The sequence below is a fragment of the Agarivorans sp. MS3-6 genome, assembly GCF_054112545.1.
This window is the reverse complement of sequence record NZ_CM134202.1, coordinates 4,426,904-4,446,538: the sequence shown is the minus strand read 5'-3', so window position 1 is coordinate 4,446,538 and position 19,635 is coordinate 4,426,904. Positions and strand designations below refer to the sequence as shown.

The following is a 19,635-nucleotide window of genomic DNA, read 5'->3' as shown; positions in this document are numbered from 1 at the left end:
AAGGATGCGCACTATACGCTTTTGATCACAAAAAGTCTCATTGATTTTACCTTTTTATGGAAAAACATTGACCATCTTGCTATGTGACATCAAAAAACCGCTCAATTAATGAGCGGTTTACACCTTTGATTATAGGCCCGAACCGTTATTCTGACTCTTCGGTAGGATGTTTTTCAGCGGTTTCTTTAATTAGAGGCTGTAGTTCGCCACTGCGGAACATTTCCATGACGATATCACAACCGCCAATTAACTCGCCCTCTACCCACAATTGTGGAAAGGTTGGCCAATCAGCGTAATTGGGCAATTCAGCACGAATATCTGGATTCTGTAAGATATCTACAAACGCAAAACGCTCTCCGCACTGCATTAATGCTTCTACGGTTTGCGCAGAAAAGCCACAGCTAGGAAATTTAGGAGAACCTTTCATATAAAGTAGGATTGGGTTTTCAGCAATTTGCTGTTTTATTTTATCAATCGTTTCCATTTTAAACTTCTCTATTTTTTACACTAAGTCTATTCTAGGTGTTGGGCGTACCCTAGCAAAAATAATCGTCCATTTCACTACTTTGCTCTAGATCAATTTTTTTTAGTTTTTTTGCTTTGCTGCTCAAAGTAGTAATGCTAAACTATTTTGTAAAGTATTTACTATATAAAAGATTGCGCTAACTTAGCCAATTATAACAAGGAGAGAAATACATGGCATTTACACTACCAGCCCTACCTTACGCACAAGACGCTCTTGAGCCTCATATTTCAGCTGAAACCTTGTCTTTCCACTACGGCAAGCATCACAATACCTACGTCGTAAAATTAAACGGTTTAGTTGAAGGTACTGACTTAGCAGATAAAAGCCTAGAGGAAATTGTAAAGACCTCTACTGGCGGCGTTTTCAACAACGCAGCGCAAGTTTGGAACCACACTTTTTACTGGAACTGTTTGGCACCTAACGCTGGCGGCCAGCCTACTGGTGCTCTAGCAGCGGCAATTGACGCTAGCTTCGGTTCGTTTGATGAATTTAAAGCTAAGTTCACTGATAGTGCGATCAACAACTTCGGCTCTAGCTGGACTTGGTTAGTTAAGAACGCAGATGGTAGTCTAGCTATCGTTAACACCAGTAACGCGGCGACTCCGCTTACTGATGATAGCGTAACACCGGTTCTTACATGTGATTTATGGGAACACGCTTACTACATCGATTACCGCAACGTTCGTCCTGACTACTTAAATGCTTTCTGGGCATTAGTTAACTGGGAATTTGCTTCTGCAAACTTTGCCTAAGCTACAGGCAAACGATTAGCGGATAAAAAAATGGGCGCTTTAAGCGCCCTTTCTTTTGCCTGTTTACTTAACGTCGCTATGCCCAAGGCTCATATCTGGGGCAATTTTGTCTCTCACTCGACGTTTAAGGATCTTCGCCTCTGGAAAGCCTGAGTCTTTTACTCGACACCAAATTAACTCACCATCTAAGTAAATCTGAAAACGGCCTTTAGTTGCGGGTTTTAAGGCTACCTCTGCTAATTCTTGAGAAAACGTCGTCAGCAGTTCTTGGCTTAACCAAGATGCTCGTAATAACCATCCGCATAAACTGCAATAATAAATCTCAACCTTAGGTAAATCTGACTCTGCTTGCTCGGCTGACATTTCACTTCCTTTTTTGTAAATCACTAATGTGGCTAAGTACACGCTTTAAGGATATCGGGAATTTAGTCCCTAACTGCTGAGCGAAAAGCGAAACCCGCAGCTCTTCAATCATCCAGCGTAGCTCTTCGCCTTCTTGACTATAAATGGGTAAGGCTAATTCTTTGTAGCGCTCAGCAGCCGTGTCTATTTGGCTCATCGCTAATCTATCTTTATGCGTATCGATAGCCAACTTCTCAATTCGGCGCTCAATGGCTTTTAAGTAGCGGAGAACATCACTTAGACGCTGCAGCCCAACCTCTCGCACAAAACCTTTATGCACCAGTGCAGCTAGCTGCGCTTTAATATCGGCATGCGCCAACACGCGGTCAAAGCCAACCTTTCCCTTTAGTTGCTTATTGATTTGATAATGCAAACTTAGAATTTGCTCTACTTGTACTACTGCAGCTAGCGTTTCGGTTGCCAGTTCAGCCCGAACCTCGTCACACAAAGCCTTAAAGGCTGCAGGATTATCTACTTGCTGTACCCGAGAATAATTGTCGATAACCGCCAAACTACAATCATCAAGCAATACGTCCACTCGGCCAAAAGGATTAAAATATAAGCCTAACTTCGCTTTATTAGGTAAATGCTGCTGCAAATAACTTAAGGGAGATGGAATATTGAGTTGCAGCAATTTACTTAAGCCGCGGGTTTGACTCCAGTGGGCTTCCTCTTGCTTATCAAACAACTTCAACGCAACGGTTTTACCTTCGTCAACTAAGGCAGGAAAAGCGGTGATTTGATAGCCTTGGCGTTGCTCCTCGATCACTGACGGTAGTTCTCCAAAACTCCACTCCGTGACTTTAAGTTGTTCAGCAAAAGAGCTAGGCGCAATTTCAGCGATGCTTTGCTCTACCTCATCTTGCAATTTATGTTGCAGCGCTTGGTAACTTCGCCCTTGTGCCACCATTTTGCCTTGATCATCAATCACTTTAAAATTAACTTTTAGGTGATCGGCCACCGAATCCAAATTCCAAGCATCTTCGGGTATTTTTACCCCGGTCATTCTTAATAGCTGCTTAGTTAACACGTCGAGTAGTTGGCCGTCTGCGTTAGGCACCGCCTGTACAAACGCCTGAACATAGTTTGGCACCGGAACAAAGTTTCGGCGCAGCGGCTTGGGTAATGATTTAATTAACGCGCTAATTAGCGCTTCGCGAAATGCCGGAATTTGCCATTCAAAGCGGGAGAAGTCTAACTGATTCAGCAGTGCCAAAGGAATATATGCACTCACCCCATCATCGGGCTCTGAAGGTTCAAACACATAACTTAAGGCAACCGACACTTGTTCAAATTGCCATTGCTCTGGATATTGTTGCTCAGTAATATGACTAGCATCATGCTGATATAACATCTGTTTAGAGAAGCTAAGTAAATCGGGCTGTTGTTGGCTGGCTTGCTTCCACCAGCGATTAAAATGACCGGCCGATACAATATCTTCAGGAAGGCGCTGCGCATAGAAATCAAACAGTACCTGATCATCAACCCGCACGTCACGGCGACGCTGCTTTTGTTCTAACGCTTCAGCATCATCAAGCAACTGTTGATTCAGTTTGAAAAACGCATGCTTCGAAGTCCACTGCCCTTCCACTAACGCTGAACGAATAAACACTTCACGCGACACCAGAGGGTCAATGGGGCCATAATTTACTAAACGCTTGTTAACCAAGCTTACGCCATACAGCCGCACACTTTCGTAGGCCATTACCGCTTGTTGCTTAATCGACCAATGTGGCTCACTGTAAGACTTTTTAATTAAGTGTTTGGCTTGGTCTTCTAACCAAGCAGGCTGAATCTTGGCCACGCCACGGGCAAACAAACGCGAGGTTTCCACCAATTCCGCTGCGACTACCCATTTAGGTGGTTTTTTGGCTTGGCTAGAACCAGGAAACACCACAAAACGCGCATTTCGCGCCCCGAGGAACTCACGTTCTTTGTCTTTAAAACCCAGATGACTCAGTAAGCCTGCAGTAATCGCTTGGTGTATCGCATCGTAACTCGCTTCATGTTGATTAAGCGGGTAATCGAGCTCTTTCACTACAGTAGAGAGCTGAAAAACCAAGTCTTGCCACTCGCGAATACGCATGTAAGCCAAGAACTCTTTTTTACACTGTTTGCGAAATTGATTGCTCGATAAGTCTTTTTGCTGTTGTTGCAAGTAACGCCATAGCAATAAGTAACTGGAAAAATCAGAATCTTTGTCAACGAAACGAGCGTGCTGCTGATCGGCGGCTTGTTTGCGATCATTAGGCCGCTCACGTGGATCTTGTATCGATAACGCTGCACAAATAACCATCATCTCTTGCACACAGCCAAATTGCTTGGCTGCAACCATCATTCTGGCTAAGCGAGGATCAATGGGAAACTTAATCACCTCTCGCCCCAAAGCACTTAGGCTGGGTTTAGTGATACCCTGCTGTAAAGCGCCAATTTCTTCAAGCAAGTTTAAGCCATCTTTAATATTGCGCTGATCGGGCATATCAATAAACGGGAACTCTTCTAGCTTACCCAGCTTCAAGCCCAACATCTGTAATATTACCGAGGCTAAGTTGGTTCGTAATATTTCAGGGTCGGTGAACTCTGTGCGTCCGTCAAAATCTTCTTCACTGTATAGCCGAATACAAATACCCTCTGCGACACGACCACAGCGACCTTTTCGTTGATTAGCACTAGCTTGAGAAATAGCTTCAATCGGCAAACGCTGCACTTTAGAGCGATAACTATAGCGGCTAATACGGGCTGTGCCAGGGTCAATGACATAGCGAATACCAGGTACCGTTAAACTGGTTTCAGCCACGTTAGTGGCCAGTACGATGCGCCGTCCACGATGCGATGAGAATATTCTATTTTGCTCGGCATTCGATAAGCGAGAATATAATGGCAGAACTTCGGTATCACGGAGATTGCGCTTTTGCAGATAATCGGTAGCGTCTCTGATTTCACGCTCACCGTTCATGAAGATAAGGATATCGCCAGGTTTTTCTCGGTATAACTCATCCACCGCTTCAGCCAAGCCTTCTAATACATCTTTAGTTTGTTCTCCCTCATTTAACGGGCGATAACGTGTTTCTACTGGATAAGTACGACCAGACACTTCAATAATAGGCGCATCATTAAAATGTTTCGAAAAGCGCTGCGGATCAATGGTTGCAGAAGTGATGATGACTTTAAAATCAGGGCGTTTCGGTAATAGTTTTTTAAGTACCCCCAAGATGAAATCAATATTTAGACTCCGCTCGTGTGCCTCATCGATAATCAACACTTCATACTGGGAAAGAAAGCGGTCCTGCTGCATCTCGGCCAACAACATACCGTCGGTCATCAACTTGACTAGACTATCGTTTTTAATTTGGTCGTTAAAACGGATTTTATAACCCACTAGCTCACCTACGGGGGTGGCTATCTCTTCGGCAATTCGCGCTGCTACGGTTCTTGCCGCCAAGCGCCGTGGTTGAGTGTGGCCAATATAACCGCGGCTTCCCAAACCCAGTTCTAAACATATTTTGGGGATCTGAGTGGTTTTACCCGAGCCTGTTTCCCCAGCAATGATCACCACCTGGTTATCACGAATAGCTTCGTAGATGGGTTTCTTTTGTTCAGCAACCGGTAAATGCTGCGGATAATCGATGCTCGGGATCGAAGCACGTCTTCGGCTGGCAATATCGGTTGATTTAGCCAGAGCCTGATTAAATTTGGTAAAGCGTGGCGTCTCTTTAGCTATGTCCTCGGATTTTAGCGCCGCTAGCTGACGCTGAAGACGATATCGATCTTTTGACAACGCTAAAGAAATCTGTTTTTTTAAGTTTGAGAGAGCCGACTGCAAGAAAAAAGCCTCGTAGGGTTGCATACGAGGCGCAAATGCTAACAACAATGGCTAAGAAAACAAGTCTAACTCACATGTTTATAGCAACTGTTCAAATGTTTATCGATACCGCCCAGTATTTGCTCACGGGTAATCATTCCCAATAACTTATTTTGCTCAATCACTGGGTACATCTTTGGCTTTTGCTCCAACATACTTTGAGCTAACTCTAATATGCTAGTTTCAGGGTCTACACTTAAGACATCACTACGCATAATATCTTCAACCAGAGAGACCGTTTCACAGTGATACATCGCCTCTAATAAACTTTTTAGACAATCTTGTTGTGAGATCCAGCCAATTAAGTTTTTTTGTTGATCAACAACCGGCGCCCCAAGTTGCTTATGCTCTAGTAAGGTATGAACCACCTGAGCAATAGGTTGTTTGGCTGTAAAGCAAACCGGCCTCGTTAACATATAGTCACGAACCTTCAAGTTTTCAGGCATAACCATACCTCCCTTCAACACATCTACTTTTAGCTTAGCTGGCAGCTATGATTTGCACCAGTATTGCGGCTAATTAGGCCTTCAACACCAATATTTAGAGCATCTCTAACAATATCACCCATTTGGGTAATAGAGAGATCGGTGGCTACGTTATATGATTTGTCTCGATTGAGTCGCTAACTCAATCATCGCGTTTAGTTACCTATTGCGGTGTAAGTTTTTACACAAATTATGCAGGCCCCTTGTCCTCACCGACACGGGGCTTTTTTTGTTGGTAAGGTTTAGCTGAACCAAGAATACACCAATAAATATAGCAAATACCCCTAACAAAACACCAATATCACCCATTTGGGTAATAGAGAGATCGGCGGCTACGTAATATGATTTATCTCGATTGAGTCGCTAACTCAATCATCGCGTTTAGTTACCTATTGCTGTGTACACCTTTACACAAATTATGCAGGTCCCTTGTCCTCACCGACACGGGGCTTTTTTTTGTTGGTAAGGTTTGGCTGAACCAAGAATACACCAATAAATATAGCAAATACCCCAAACAAAACACCAATATCACCCATTTGGGTAATAGAGAGATCGGCGGCTACGTTATATGATTTATCTCGATTGAGTCGCTAACTCAATCATCGCGTTTAGTTACCTATTGCAGTGTACACCTTTACACAAATTATGCAGGCCCCTTGTCCTCACCGACACGGGGCTTTTTTTGTTGGTAAGGTTTGGCTGAACCAAGAATACACCAATAAATATAGCAAATACCCCCCAACAAAATTCCAATATCACCCATTTGGGTAATAGAGAGATCGGCGGCTACGTTATATGATTTGTCTCGATTGAGTCGCTAACTCAATCATCGCGTTTAGTTACCTATTGCTGTGTACACCTTTACACAATTTACGCAGCCCCTTGTTTTAACTAACAAGGGGCTTTTTTTTGCTTATTTCACCTGCCATTGCAGAGTTTCACCGGCGAAAAATGGCACTAACGCTTGCTCTTCAACCATTACGCTCTCTGGCACTTGCCAAGCATCTTTAGTTAAGGTGATGGTTTCATTGTTACGTGGCAAACCATAAAAATCAGGACCATTGAAGCTAGCAAAAGCTTCTAGCTTGTCCAGTATGCCTAGTTGCTCAAATATTTCAGCGTAAAGCTCTATGGCCGCAGGCGCGCTATAGCATCCCGCACACCCACAAGCACTTTCTTTTGCTCCCTGTAGATGTGGTGCAGAGTCGGTCCCTAAAAATATTTTTTTAGTGCCGCTGGCAACCGCTTTTTGCAGTGCTTGCTGGTGAGTTTGACGCTTCAACACTGGCAAACAATAGTTATGTGGGCGTAAACCGCCGGCTAATAAATGATTCCGGTTATACATCAAGTGTTGTGGAGTAATTGTTGCCGCCACATTATCGGGTGCATTTAGAACAAAATCAGCCGCTTCTGCGGTGGTGATATGCTCAAAGACAATTTTAAGATTAGGAAGTGAATTAACCAAATCACGCATATGCGCATCAATAAATGCCGCTTCACGGTCAAAAATATCAATATCAGCGTGTGTCACTTCACCATGTACTAATAGCAATAGGCCATGCTCAGCCATCGCTTCAAATACTGGACGTAATGCAGTGACATCAGTAACACCGTGCGCTGAGTTGGTAGTCGCATTGGCTGGGTATAGTTTACACGCCTTAACAATCCCACTGGCAGCAGCTTCTGCAATCATCGCTGGCGTAGTTGCATCAGTCAAATAGAGCGTCATTAAGGGTTCAAACTCGCTTTGTTCTGACAAGGCTTGCTTAATACGTTGATAATAAGCTTTGGCGTCGCTTAACTGAGTTACAGGAGGTGTTAAATTAGGCATAATGATCGCACGAGAAAAATGCTGAGCGGTCGCATTTGCAGCTACATTCAGCATCGCGCCGTCGCGTAAATGTAAGTGCCAATCATCAGGTCTGGTAATGGTAAGCGTTTGAGTCACAACTATCCCCTAAAGTCGATATTAACGATGGGCTGGAAGTCTACCCGAACTAAACCAGCAAGTCTCGCCCTTGGCTCAGGATATGACAGCAAAACTATGTTAACTGTTCACTCATTTCGACCAGCAAGTGACTAGCCGCTTCATAATCATACTCGTCGATCAAAATTTGCAATTGCTTCGCTTGTTTGGGGAAGCGCATTAAGATATCTGCATGCTGCTCGATATAATCATTACTAGCACTATCGAAATCGTCTAATAGCCCCTGTAATTGTTGAAGGTGAAGCGCTATCGCTGTTTCATCAAGTGTGGCCACTTCGCTAGATTTACTTTCCGCTGAGGGTAGATCTGCAGACGAAAAGAACTGTCTCAAGGGCTGCTGAACCCGCAGCAACTCAGCGGACAATTTGTCCAGATCATCATCGTTGACGTCGGCGAGCTCTGCTTGCTGCTCAATAACCATAGCCAACGGTGACACTCGCTCCGCACCTAAAGTGGCAGCAATACCTTTAATGGTATGAGCAATACGCTGCGCTTCGATAAGTTGGTTTTGCGATTTAGCACTCCGTAAGGCTTGGAAGGATTGGTTTTCCGTATCCGAAAACTTAGCTAACAGTTTCAAATACAGTGTGTGATTACCGTTAGCATTAGCCAAGCCAACCACGGTATTCAGCCCGTCAACAACGGGTAAAACTGGCTCATCAAGCGTCATTGAATGTGTCAGAGAACGGGTATTTTGCAGAGGGCATTTAGGGGTAATCCACTGCGCCATTACCGCAAACAAATTGTTAACATTAATCGGCTTAGAAACGTGATCATTCATACCGGCATCCACTGCTTTTTCTCTATCGCCAGCCAAAGCGTTAGCCGTTAAAGCGATGATGGGTAGTTGCTTTAAAGCTAGCTGGTCGCGAATAACCTTAGTGGCGGTATAACCGTCCATAACTGGCATCTGGCAATCCATCAATACCCCATCAACTTGGTGGTGTTTTAAGTATTCAACTGCTTGAGCACCATCATCACAAACGTGACACGTAAGCCCGTTCGAGTTTAATAATTCGATAATTAACTCTTGATTAATATCGTTGTCTTCGGCGACTAGTATATTAGCGCCCGCCAGTTGAATAATGTCTTGATTAGACCCCTGCCGCTTAACTTCTCTACGCGTTTGTTCAAATACTTCGATTTTTCTCACTTCTACGATAGTGTCGAATAAATGAGAAGGAGTGACAGGTTTGGTCAAAATCGCTTTTAAGTGAATATCTGCGGCCTCAGAACTAAGTTCGTCTCGCCCAAAAGCGGTGACCATTATAATATCTGCTGATACACCTTGTTGTTGCATTTGACGAACCGTTTCTACCCCGTCCATTTCCGGCATTTTCCAGTCCATAAATACCATGTCGAAAGCATTAGTATCCTTAGCTTGCTCAATTAATGCTAAGGCGTCACTGCCGCTGCTAGCGGCAGTGACGATTAACCCAAAACTTTCTAGAACCTGAACATTTATCTCTCTAGCATTAAAATTGTCGTCAACAACCAAAGCCTTTAAGTTTGTTAGTTGTATCTGCTTACTCTCATTGAGTGGCTTGGCATTTTTTTGAATCATCATCGGCAAGTCAAAATAGAAACAGCTTCCTTTGTCGATTTCGCTTTCTAATGCTATTTTTCCGCCCATCAACTCGGTCAGCTTCAAACAAATGGCTAAACCTAAACCTGTACCACCATGCTTACGGGTGGTTGAACTATCGGCCTGAGAGAAAGGCTTGAATAATTTGGTCTGTTGCTCTGGCGTCATGCCGATACCAGTATCACTGATGGAAAATTTCAGATGTACCTGTTCATCTAACTGTGACAACACCGCTATTTTGACCACCACAACCCCTTCGGTTGTGAATTTGACAGCGTTATTACACAGATTAACTAACACCTGAGTTAAACGAAGAGGATCGCCAATCAACGCTGTTGGAGTATTAGGGTCAATATCAAACAATAACTCCAAGCTTTTCTGCTCAGCTCTTAACCCCACCAGATTGGCCAAATTATCTAATACATCCTCTAAACGAAAATCGATAACCTCTATATCTAGCTTACCGGCTTCAATTTTAGAGAAATCTAAAACGTCATTAATAATTCCAAGCAACGCCTCTGCTGAGCGATGAACCTTGTCAATATAGTTACGCTGCTTATTGTTTAAGTCTGTTTCTAAAGCGAGATAAGACATCCCTATAATGGCGTTCATTGGCGTTCTAATTTCATGAGACATATTCGCTAAGAAATCACTTTTAGCCTGATTCGCCGTATCTGCTTGGGTTCGCGCTTCGTTGAGAGCGGCTTCTAACTGCTTAATCTCATGTATGTCAACGTGAATACCACTAATACGCTGCGGTTTGCCTTGTTCGTCAAGCTCAGAAACCCGACCAATCGAGAGGATCCAACGATAGTGCCCATCCTTGCACAACAAGCGAATCTCATTACGTAGCACTTCGCTTTGATGTGCTAAATGCTCAACTAACTTTTCACTGTTTGGTACTACATCATCGGGATGAATCAAATCACTCCAAGTTGTTGAGTCACCGCGCAAACGTGCCCATAAGCCATTACCATCACGCAATTCGCCCACGTGATAGCCCAGCATAGTTTCATAAATCTTATTCACCTCTACGCGGTCTTCTTGAGGATAATAGTCCCACATACCCAAGCCAGCACCTGAGGCGGCAGAGTCCAGCCGCTCTTCACTTTCTCGAAGTTGTTGCTCTACTTGCTTTATTTCTGAAATATCAAAAATAGCGCCGTCTGAATATGCCGGAACACCATGGTCATCCAAAGAAACATAGGCTTTTTGCAGCATATATTTTGTCTGACCAAAGGCATCTATAATTCGAAACTCTTGAGAAATCGCCCCCCCCTCTTTGTTCAAAGCACGAGAACGGGCAATACTTTGTTCTACATCTTCTGGGTGTACTAAATCTTGATATCGGCGAGTAGGGGTCGGCCCTAAGAAATCTGCAACTGGATAACCCGTTTGCTGCTCAATTTGATCGCTTAAATAGAGCCACTCGGGTGAGCCGTTCTCAGTGAGGCGAACGCGATAGACTACACACTGTAAATTATTGGTTAAGGTCCTAAATTGACGCTCGCTATCGGCTATTTTTTGCTGCGCTTGTTTACGTGCGGTGATGTCTCTGATGATTCCTGTAAAATGGCGTTTCCCTTTCAAAATCACTTCTTTTACTGCTAATTCCATAGGGAATAATTCACCATTTTTACGTCTACCAAACACCTCTCGCTCATTACCTATAACGGTTGATTCAACTTTGGGTTGATAATCGGCCAATATTTGATCGTGCTGCTCAGCGATGTCTGTTGGCATCAGTATTTTAACGTTTTTACCCACGACTTCTGCTTCGCAATAGCCAAATATTTGCTCTGCTGCTGGACTGAAGCTACGAACAATGCCAGATTGTTCGATAAGCACAATACCGTCTGCAATGGTATCCACAATGGTTCGGATCCGCTCTTCATTGTCAGCTAGAGCTAGGCGCGCTTGATAACGTTCGGTAATGTCCATTAATGACACTTTCACTTCTACCACTTCATTATTAAGTCGTCGACCAGGTTGAATATTCACGCTGAAGGTTTTTTCTTCTCCCCCTTTAACAACGACTTCTAAGCTTTCATCATGGTGACTTAGCCCATTGAGCGCATCATTAAATAACTGTTTAGCTTTGGCGTGTTGTTGCTCACTAGCAATATCTTGCCAGCTCAGATTATCAAAGGCATCTCGCTCAATATCTAAGGCTTCGGCTAGACTCAAATTATGTTTTAGAAACGCACCAGAAGCACTAAGAGAGGCATAAGCAATAGGCGCATTTTCATATAAGTCCCACAGGGACGCTTCTCGTTCTTTCAGTTTGATTGTTCGTTCTTCAACTTGACGTTCGAGATCTTTTTTAGAGCGATTTAAACGAACATTTACTTTTCTGGCTAAAGCAAAAACTAAAGCAAACAAAAACATACAGAAGGCAACGGCGGCCCCCAGCACCAACAAAACAATGTTGCGAAAATGCAGGTAGCCTTGCATTATTTCCTGATGGTCAATCTCTGAAACTAGACCAATCTCCAGCTCTTCATCCCAACGCCAAGAACCCACCACCTTCTCACCGCGGTAATCAATATAGCCCTCAAAATTTTCGCCACTTTGCTTACTAATGATCGAATAGCCACTTTCGGTCCAATCATGCTGATCTAGAGTATTAGGGTTTTTAAGTTTGACATTAAGGACCGAAGATTGATGGGGCTCAAGTAAGCCATTAGCCACCAATTGATGTTCAAACTTACTCGGCGAAATCATAAAACCGGAACGGTTTACGAGGTAGGTTTCTCCGGAATCACCAATTCTTGCGCCTTTCAATAACTGGCTAAATTCAATTTCAGGATTCATTCGCAAGGTAAATATCGCAACAACTTGACCATCACCATTCTTGATGGGGGCGGCAATAAACATGGTCGTGTTACTATAACCACCTAAATTTATGTCAGCCCGAATGGGAGGAATAATGACCGTTTCCCCCTTAAAGGCTCGATTAAGTAAATGCGGGTAATGGCGAGTAATCACATTAATCTCACCAAGATTTTTGTCACGCATTGAGGCGATATTGATCCGTTCTTGGGAAATAATAAAGAATCCCAAATCGTCAAAGATAACCCGATAGTTTTCTACCGATTTACGTAAACCGGCTAAAGCAGGGTTGGCCAAAAGCCCCGATTGTGTATGCTCTGATTCAAGTAAGACCGATGAAAAGTGCTGAAATGCCGTATCCAATAAAATCGCATTAACTTTGGATTGCCAACTTTGTTTCCATTCAACAAGGCCCGCGTCAGTGGTATCTAGTACCGATTCAATCACATTTTCAAGTTGGGCAAACTGGGTTTGTTTCAGCTGATTCAAACCGATACTGGTAATTGCAGCAATGACACCAAATGCCAGCGAAAAGATGGCAAAAAGAACCAATACGCTCTTTCGAGAATTCAGCAATAGACTGAAGTTCTCAATCGTAATTTTGCGTAACTTCAGCAATAAAAATACGATAGTGAGTAGTAAAGCTAATAATACCAATACCAACTGCTCAACCGTCATAAACCATCCTTGTGACTAGGCAATGATTCCCTTTGGGTAAAAATCAAAGGTCAAAGTATAACTTTACTACTGATGATAGCCTAAATATAGCGAGCACAGACCTAAGCCCATGTTTTACCGTTCATCTTTTGAAATTTAAATGCAGTTATAGTACTGATACTGTCTATGAAAATGCCCTCAGTTAAACACTGAGGGCAAATCAACTCTTTATGTTATGGTAACCGTTAGTTTAAGGTTTCAGCGAAGAAGCTATCCATCATCACATAGGACCGTGCAGCCGCTTTCGGGTGGTACTCAGCCTTACCCGCCATCTTAGCCGCAGGATTGGTAAATGAGTGCACAGCCCCGCCAAAGGAGACAAATTGCCAATCAGTGTTTGCCGCCGTCATTTCTTGTTCAAAGGCCACGACCTGACTTGCCGGTACAAATGGGTCTATCGCACCGTGCAGAACCAATATTGGGGTGTTAATGTTTTCGGCATCCTTTGGGTTTGGGGTATCTAAATTACCATGAAAAGAAACCACACCATTAAGCGGTTCTCCGTGACGGGCTAACTCCAATACCGCCCCTCCTCCAAAACAAAAACCAATTGCTGCGACCTTATTTGCATCGACATTCCCGGCGGGTACATTGGCTTTCATCGCTTCTAAAGCAGCTTTGGTTCTGCTTCTCATTAACGCCCGATCACTACGTAATACCGTTGCCGCCACTTTGGCTTCATCAGCATTTTTTGGTCTAACACCCACCCCGTATACATCGGCCATCATCACGGCATAACCCATCTTTGCAATTTTTTTAGCCTTTGTTAATGAGCCTTCGGTTGGCCCCATCCAATTCGGCACCATCAACACCGCGGGCAAGTTTTGTTTTTGATCATCGAACACTAAAGTAGATTCGAAGGATGTATCACCAATAGTGTGGGTGACTGTTTGGCTGACCATGGCAGCATTGGCGTTTAAGGCAAACATAGCGCTTGCAAGCAAGGTGAAATATTTCATTACATATCCTTATGGAGTTAAACTGACCCTTAGACTACGAACAGTGTAGTCGAAAAGATTAGCGCTCAACTAAATAAGAACAAAATAACGCTATACGTTAATTCGCCATAATGTGGCGCTACCTTCAACGTTGCAACGAATAGTCGGTTTAATGAAGATAAAGGCCTGCTGATTAACAAAAGCAATACGATGACGGCATGGTTAATACATATTTAGAAACGGTGCCCGCTGATCAACGCGGTGGTATTACTATATGGGGAACCATCGATGGAGATAGTTGGTTACAAGGTTGGCCTAGCCCAACGACAGAGTGGCCACTTTTATTTTTCAATGACTATACAGCAAAACCGGCATTACAAGGTGTCGCTGATGCGCTTGAGACAAGCCAGTAGATCACTCTAAAAATTACCTAAGCCGCCAGCCACAATGCTGACGGTGTTGTTAAATATCTTACCTTTATGCTCTCCAATTATTCTTTCGATTCTCGGCTATAGCCGCTCATTGGATAGCCTTAAACGTCGAAAACCCGGTCTTTCATATCTTATTGCATACACATCAACAGCCTAGCAGTCACTTTTTTGAGATGCAGCTTATCAAATTGAACATTCGATAAGCTGCATAGTAATAATTGGATGCAAACTAAACACTTAGTTGCTCAGCTATCAGAAGTGCTAGCAAATTATGCTATTGTTATGAAAGTTAAAGACCCGCTGACAAATAAGATTACTAACAGCCATGAGCGACAACACTTTTCTATTTCACGACTACGAAACTTTTGGCATACACCCAGCTAAAGATCGCCCTTGCCAGTTTGCTGCAATTCGAACGGATTGGCAGTTAAATCCGATAGGCAAACCGATCGAGCTTTTTTGTCAGCCACCTAATGATTACGTCCCCCACCCTCAAGCTTGTTTAGTGACCGGCATTACACCGCAAACTGCACTTCAAAAAGGCTTAATTGAAAGTGACTTTATTGAGCGAGTTAACCAAGAGTTTAGCATTCCAGGTACCTGTGGAGTGGGTTATAACAGCATTAGATTTGATGATGAAGTTACTCGGTATACGCTATTTCGAAACTTTCTAGACCCGTATGAGCGCGAATGGAAAAATGGTAATTCACGCTGGGACCTCATAGATATGGTTCGCGCCTGTTATGCTCTTCGCCCCGAAGGGATAGAATGGCCTACCAATGATGATGGCTTAGTGAGCTTTAGGTTAGAATTGCTCACCGCAGCCAATGGTTTAAGCCATGCCAACGCCCATGACGCGGTATCAGATGTTTACGCCACCATTGCCATGGCAAAGTTAATCAGAGATAAACAGCCTAAATTATTTGATTATTTGCTCAAGCTACGCGGAAAAAAAGCCGTTGCTCAACAGTTCGATTTGCTTAATAACAAACCGCTGGTACATATATCAGGTATGTTTGGTGCAAGCCAAGGTTGTGCTTCATGGATACTTCCTATTACTTGGCACCCAGTGAATAAAAACGCCATGATAGTGGTTGATTTGAATAAAGATGCTACTGTCTTACTCGAACTCAGCGCTGAACAGATTCATCAACGCCTATATACTGCACATGCTAATTTAGCGACTGATGAGCTACCAATCCCAGTTAAGCTTATTCACACGAATAAATGCCCTGTACTGGCTCCTGCGAGTACCCTTACGCCGCAACGCGCCGAAGAACTGGGACTAAATCGTACTCAGTGTCGTCAAAGTTTGGATTTATTGTCCCAACACAAAGTGGAAATTGAAGCTAAGTTAAGCCAAGTATTTGCAATGGAACGTCAATTTGAAGAAGACGACAACCCAGACACTTCGTTGTATAAAGGCTTTGTGGGAAATGCAGATAAAAACCTTATGCAGGTATTGCGTAGTAGTGACCCGCAACTGGTAACAAAACAGCAGTTTCAGTTTTCAGACCCTCGACTTAATCGTTTAATACTGCGCTTCAAAGGCCGAAATTATCCTGAATGTTTAAACGAAATTGAATTACAACAATGGCAAGCGCATCGGCAATCTAGCTTAAATGAACAAATTAACCAGATATTACCCGAACTAGAAAACCTAATGTTCGAGTATCAAAATGATACTAATAAGACAAATATTCTAAAAAGTCTCTATAGCTATATAGAAAATCTTTAAAACGTGAGCTAAAAGTAACTTTATTGTTGCTGCTAGGGTATAATTCGTCCTACAAATATAAGGATAGCTTAGTCGAGTTATGGGAATTAAACGCAAATTACAATTGTCGTTAGCCACTGCAGCAAGTTTTGCTGTCGCTACCGTCATTTGCTATTCCCCTACTTGCTACAGTGAAGACAGTTTGTTACTTCGCCCTTCTTCTTTATTGCGCTTAAGTGCTGAACAATTTGCACTGCTAGGCGATATCTTTGAGAAAACCTACCAAGATACCGATTTCTCTCCGACGTTAACTAACAGTTATTTTGCTAAGTCAGAGTTATACGACATGGTAGCAGTACCCATTGTTCAAACCCCCTTTAATTCGTTTCGTATCGAATTATTTAGCCATGTCTATGATCCCAAATACTCGGTCTACAACCAGCTACACGAAGACTCTATTTATCATAGTTTAGGTCAACGACAGATGTCTTATTTGGTTGATAAATCAGATATTGCTGTAGGCTTAGGCTTTGTAGCGCCGATTAATCAACAGCTACTAATGAAAACCATCGTCTCTAGTCATGAAATCCCAGGCTATGGCGATAGTAACTTTTCAGTGGGCTTAGAGTTTAAATACTAAACCCACTTAACTATTTCTTTAGTTTTTCTTTTCAAATACCACTGCACTGTTTGGCGCTAAAGTCATGGTTATTGTCTGACCACACGCTTGATACTCAAAGCTGGCATCCGACCACAACACCATCCATTGTTGCTCATTTAGCCCCACTTCAATGGTAAGGTCTTTATGCTCACTCCAGTTAAACCAATACTGTCGTAACAATTCTCCTCCTTGATACTGTTTAGCGTGTTGTAGTGAGAAATCTTCAAAACGAGCGGCTTCTGCTTGGTTTTGTTGCAGTACTTTTAATACTTCTCGCTGTTGAGGATGTAACGGTTGCAAACGGTCGCCAGAAAATACCAAACCGCTGCTGGCCAACAAACTAATTCGATGCCAGTTATAAGCCGCCTCATTGGTTTGCTGATGAGCGATGTTATTTAAGGTTACGCAATCAGGGTCGTTATGCCATAAGCGTTGATCTTGCCAGTTGCGGAAAAACGTCTCCTTTGCAATCTGTTTAAAACGATGAATATTTCGCTCAACGTCGTCGGCAATACGCATTCCATGAACCAAACCTAAAGATGGCCACATGGGCGCATTACAGCCTAATATATAAGCCTTACCTTCACAGGCGTGATTAATGGTTTCCATGCCCATGCGATAAGCTTCAATGCGGGTTTTACTAATATCTGCACGATACCCCTTTGCCAAGGTCCCCCAATAAATGGCATCTAATTTAAAGTAACGTACGCCCCAGTGATGATACATATGACTAAATACATCGTGTAAGTAACGGTTTACCTCTGGCTGAGTGGTATCTAGTACATACCAAGGCGTACAGCGCCAACCACCATAGGTGACTTCTTCAGCGGCGAGTGGTTGGCCAGATTGGTCTTTTACAAACCAATCAGGATGTTGCTGGAATAGCCGCGACTCTGGTTGAGCGATAAAAGGTGCCACCCAGATAGCGGGTTCTTTTCCTTGTTCACGAATCCGTTTACATAGACTTTCTACACCGCCACTAAAGCGCTCTGAAGGGTACAGCCAGTCGCCCATAAACTCTTGGTAACCATCATCAATCAATAGGTACTCGAGATGCTCATGCGGGCTCAGTAACTGTTGTAAATTTTCTTCAATATCATTGGCAGTTACATCTGCATAGTAGTGATACCAAGAGCACCAACCATTAGGCTTATTTGGCCATGGTAAACGTGGATGATGTTGCTCAATAGTAGCTGCAAACTCAGCTAACAATGTTTCTCTGCTAGCGTTATGCCCAACAAACAAGCTCTCACTGTTTATATATTGATGTGCGTTCACTGCCAAGGTATCGGTATCAATACCGATGATCAAACGCCCGTCGGGGTAAACTTTAAAATAGCCGCTAAATCGCTCACAAGAACTAAAGGCTAATAAGGTAAATATTCCCCCGCTTTCAATAAGTAGCTGGTTATATGCGGTGAAATGGTCACGATCTTCACTCAAACGATACTCACCTGCATCGGGGCAACGACCAATAGCGATGACCTGTTCGGGGCAACCATAGTTTTGCGCCAACATTTGAAAACCTTCACCATGAAACATTGCGTTTTCTGGTAATTGGCCAGCCAATAAGTCTATCTGACCTAAAGCTAAGCTATGTGATGACAGATTATCTATTCTTACAACACACTGCTGGTTACTCCATTGGGGAGTAAATAGCACCTGGTGCTGGGGAGAAGATAAATGCCATTGCCGAACAGTTTGCAGAACAGAATCTAGATTTGAAAACACGTATCAACACCTTCAGTTACAATAAATTACGCGCTAGGATCCAAGCCTCAAATAAATGATATATGTTGGGTAAACACGAATAAGGCGGATTATAATCGAAGTCTTAGCAATTTATTCACTATTTATTGCTAGCTTGGATAAAAAATAAAGGGAACGATAATATGTCAGAGACCCAACCAGACCAGCCGCTGCTTAATGCACTAAAAACGGTGGTAAACAGTGAGCTAATTCCCAGTTCACTGACCACTGCGCAAACCACAGAAATATGCCAACAATTACACTGTAGCCTAATAGAACTCGCCGAGCGAATGCTGCCATTAGCCGCTAGTTTTTCATTTGCGCCTAAGTCTAACTTTCATGTTGGCGCCATCGCCCTAGACAAACAACAACAGCTCTTTATGGGGGCCAATTATGAATTAGAATATGGCCCATTGACCGGAAGCCTACACGCTGAACAAAGTGCCATCTTTAATGCATTAAGTCACCAAGCTGACGAGCTAACAGACTTAGTCATCAATGCTGCACCTTGTGGTTATTGTCGCCAATTCATTAACGAATTAGCCAACGCAGCAAGCCTTAAGGTGCACTTTAATCAGCAGAATTTTGCCTTTCCTGAATTATTACCACAATCATTTGGCCCTAATGATTTGGGCATCAAAGCCCCCTTGGCCCGTTTAGATTTAGCCACCGCCAAGCAAGCCCCCGATTTTGCTAAAGCGAGTTACTCACCTTATACCCAAACTCAGAGCGCAATGTTTGCCTATCACGGTGATAAATTGCTCGCTTGGAGCTGTTACTTAGAAAACGTTGCTTTTAACCCTTCTCTCTCGCCGCTTCTCACTTTATTATCGCAATTAACGCTAAATCACCTGAGCTTAGACAAAGTTGAACGATTTGAGTTATGGGAACATATCGACAATCCATTCAGCTTTAGGCAAGAATTGGAAAATTTTGCGGAACATTCTCGAAAACCTATGGTCCATCATAGCTACCCTTTAACTTAGGAGTA

The 19,635-nt window shown here is 43.2% G+C and carries 13 protein-coding genes; 5 read left to right on the top strand and 8 right to left on the bottom strand.

Annotation, left to right across the window (positions count from 1 at the left end):
* Positions 1-145: 145 nt before the first annotated feature.
* On the bottom strand, positions 146-484 hold the full coding sequence (locus ACVFI8_RS20470) for a Grx4 family monothiol glutaredoxin (RefSeq protein ID WP_248711746.1): 339 nt from the start codon (positions 482-484) through the stop codon (positions 146-148).
* A 212-nt stretch (positions 485-696) separates the two neighbouring features.
* Here ACVFI8_RS20470 and sodB point away from each other — a divergent pair, with 212 nt between their 5' ends.
* Complete coding sequence (gene sodB, locus ACVFI8_RS20465) at positions 697-1,278, top strand: superoxide dismutase [Fe] (RefSeq protein ID WP_248711747.1); 582 nt, start codon at positions 697-699, stop codon at positions 1,276-1,278.
* A 63-nt stretch (positions 1,279-1,341) separates the two neighbouring features.
* On the opposite strand, the gene ACVFI8_RS20460 is transcribed toward sodB, so the two are convergent.
* The 6 genes from ACVFI8_RS20460 to ACVFI8_RS20435 all read right to left on the bottom strand — a co-directional run bounded on the left by ACVFI8_RS20460 (position 1,342) and on the right by ACVFI8_RS20435 (position 14,107).
* Entirely contained in the window at positions 1,342-1,641 is a 300-nt protein-coding gene (locus ACVFI8_RS20460) for a SelT/SelW/SelH family protein (protein WP_457872508.1), read from the bottom strand.
* Position 1,642: 1 nt separating this feature from the next.
* Positions 1,643-5,503, bottom strand: coding sequence for an ATP-dependent RNA helicase HrpA (gene hrpA, locus ACVFI8_RS20455; protein WP_457872507.1), 3,861 nt, complete (start codon positions 5,501-5,503; stop codon positions 1,643-1,645).
* A 65-nt stretch (positions 5,504-5,568) separates the two neighbouring features.
* Complete coding sequence (locus ACVFI8_RS20450) at positions 5,569-5,988, bottom strand: CBS domain-containing protein (protein WP_248711750.1); 420 nt, start codon at positions 5,986-5,988, stop codon at positions 5,569-5,571.
* A 952-nt stretch (positions 5,989-6,940) separates the two neighbouring features.
* Positions 6,941-7,912: a dihydroorotase gene (pyrC, locus tag ACVFI8_RS20445; RefSeq protein ID WP_457873838.1), complete on the bottom strand. Its 972-nt coding sequence runs from the start codon at positions 7,910-7,912 to the stop codon at positions 6,941-6,943.
* A 157-nt stretch (positions 7,913-8,069) separates the two neighbouring features.
* Positions 8,070-13,109: a PAS domain S-box protein gene (locus tag ACVFI8_RS20440; protein ID WP_457872505.1), complete on the bottom strand. Its 5,040-nt coding sequence runs from the start codon at positions 13,107-13,109 to the stop codon at positions 8,070-8,072.
* Between the two features lie 224 nt (positions 13,110-13,333).
* Positions 13,334-14,107: a dienelactone hydrolase family protein gene (locus tag ACVFI8_RS20435; RefSeq protein ID WP_457872504.1), complete on the bottom strand. Its 774-nt coding sequence runs from the start codon at positions 14,105-14,107 to the stop codon at positions 13,334-13,336.
* Positions 14,108-14,304: 197 nt separating this feature from the next.
* On the opposite strand from ACVFI8_RS20435, the gene ACVFI8_RS20430 reads away from it, so the two are divergent.
* From ACVFI8_RS20430 to ACVFI8_RS20420, 3 genes are all read left to right on the top strand, one after another.
* Positions 14,305-14,499, top strand: coding sequence for an endo-1,4-beta-xylanase (locus ACVFI8_RS20430; protein WP_248711753.1), 195 nt, complete (start codon positions 14,305-14,307; stop codon positions 14,497-14,499).
* A gap of 343 nt (positions 14,500-14,842) precedes the next feature.
* Complete coding sequence (sbcB, locus tag ACVFI8_RS20425; protein WP_457872503.1) at positions 14,843-16,255, top strand: exodeoxyribonuclease I; 1,413 nt, start codon at positions 14,843-14,845, stop codon at positions 16,253-16,255.
* Between the two features lie 79 nt (positions 16,256-16,334).
* Complete coding sequence (locus ACVFI8_RS20420; RefSeq protein WP_248711755.1) at positions 16,335-16,874, top strand: hypothetical protein; 540 nt, start codon at positions 16,335-16,337, stop codon at positions 16,872-16,874.
* Between the two features lie 18 nt (positions 16,875-16,892).
* Here the strand turns inward: ACVFI8_RS20420 and ACVFI8_RS20415 are convergent, their stop codons facing one another.
* A complete protein-coding gene (locus ACVFI8_RS20415) occupies positions 16,893-18,626 on the bottom strand; it encodes a glycoside hydrolase family 36 protein (RefSeq protein WP_457872501.1) in 1,734 nt (577 codons plus the stop codon).
* A 161-nt stretch (positions 18,627-18,787) separates the two neighbouring features.
* Between ACVFI8_RS20415 and cdd the strand changes: the two genes are divergently transcribed.
* Positions 18,788-19,630: a cytidine deaminase gene (gene cdd / locus ACVFI8_RS20410; RefSeq protein ID WP_457872499.1), complete on the top strand. Its 843-nt coding sequence runs from the start codon at positions 18,788-18,790 to the stop codon at positions 19,628-19,630.
* The last annotated feature ends 5 nt before the right edge of the window (positions 19,631-19,635 follow it).

Bases quoted from the DNA above. Each gene is read 5' to 3' on its own strand.
- ACVFI8_RS20470 (WP_248711746.1), bottom strand. From the start codon at position 484: ATGGAAACGATTGATAAAATAAAACAGCAAATTGCTGAAAACCCAATC.
- sodB (WP_248711747.1), top strand. From the start codon at position 697: ATGGCATTTACACTACCAGCCCTACCTTACGCACAAGACGCTCTTGAG.
- ACVFI8_RS20460 (WP_457872508.1), bottom strand. From the start codon at position 1,641: ATGTCAGCCGAGCAAGCAGAGTCAGATTTACCTAAGGTTGAGATTTAT.
- ACVFI8_RS20450 (WP_248711750.1), bottom strand. From the start codon at position 5,988: ATGCCTGAAAACTTGAAGGTTCGTGACTATATGTTAACGAGGCCGGTT.
- pyrC (WP_457873838.1), bottom strand. From the start codon at position 7,912: ATGCTGAATGTAGCTGCAAATGCGACCGCTCAGCATTTTTCTCGTGCG.
- ACVFI8_RS20440 (WP_457872505.1), bottom strand. From the start codon at position 13,109: ATGACGGTTGAGCAGTTGGTATTGGTATTATTAGCTTTACTACTCACT.
- ACVFI8_RS20435 (WP_457872504.1), bottom strand. From the start codon at position 14,107: ATGAAATATTTCACCTTGCTTGCAAGCGCTATGTTTGCCTTAAACGCC.
- ACVFI8_RS20430 (WP_248711753.1), top strand. From the start codon at position 14,305: ATGGTTAATACATATTTAGAAACGGTGCCCGCTGATCAACGCGGTGGT.
- sbcB (WP_457872503.1), top strand. From the start codon at position 14,843: ATGAGCGACAACACTTTTCTATTTCACGACTACGAAACTTTTGGCATA.
- ACVFI8_RS20420 (WP_248711755.1), top strand. From the start codon at position 16,335: ATGGGAATTAAACGCAAATTACAATTGTCGTTAGCCACTGCAGCAAGT.
- cdd (WP_457872499.1), top strand. From the start codon at position 18,788: ATGTCAGAGACCCAACCAGACCAGCCGCTGCTTAATGCACTAAAAACG.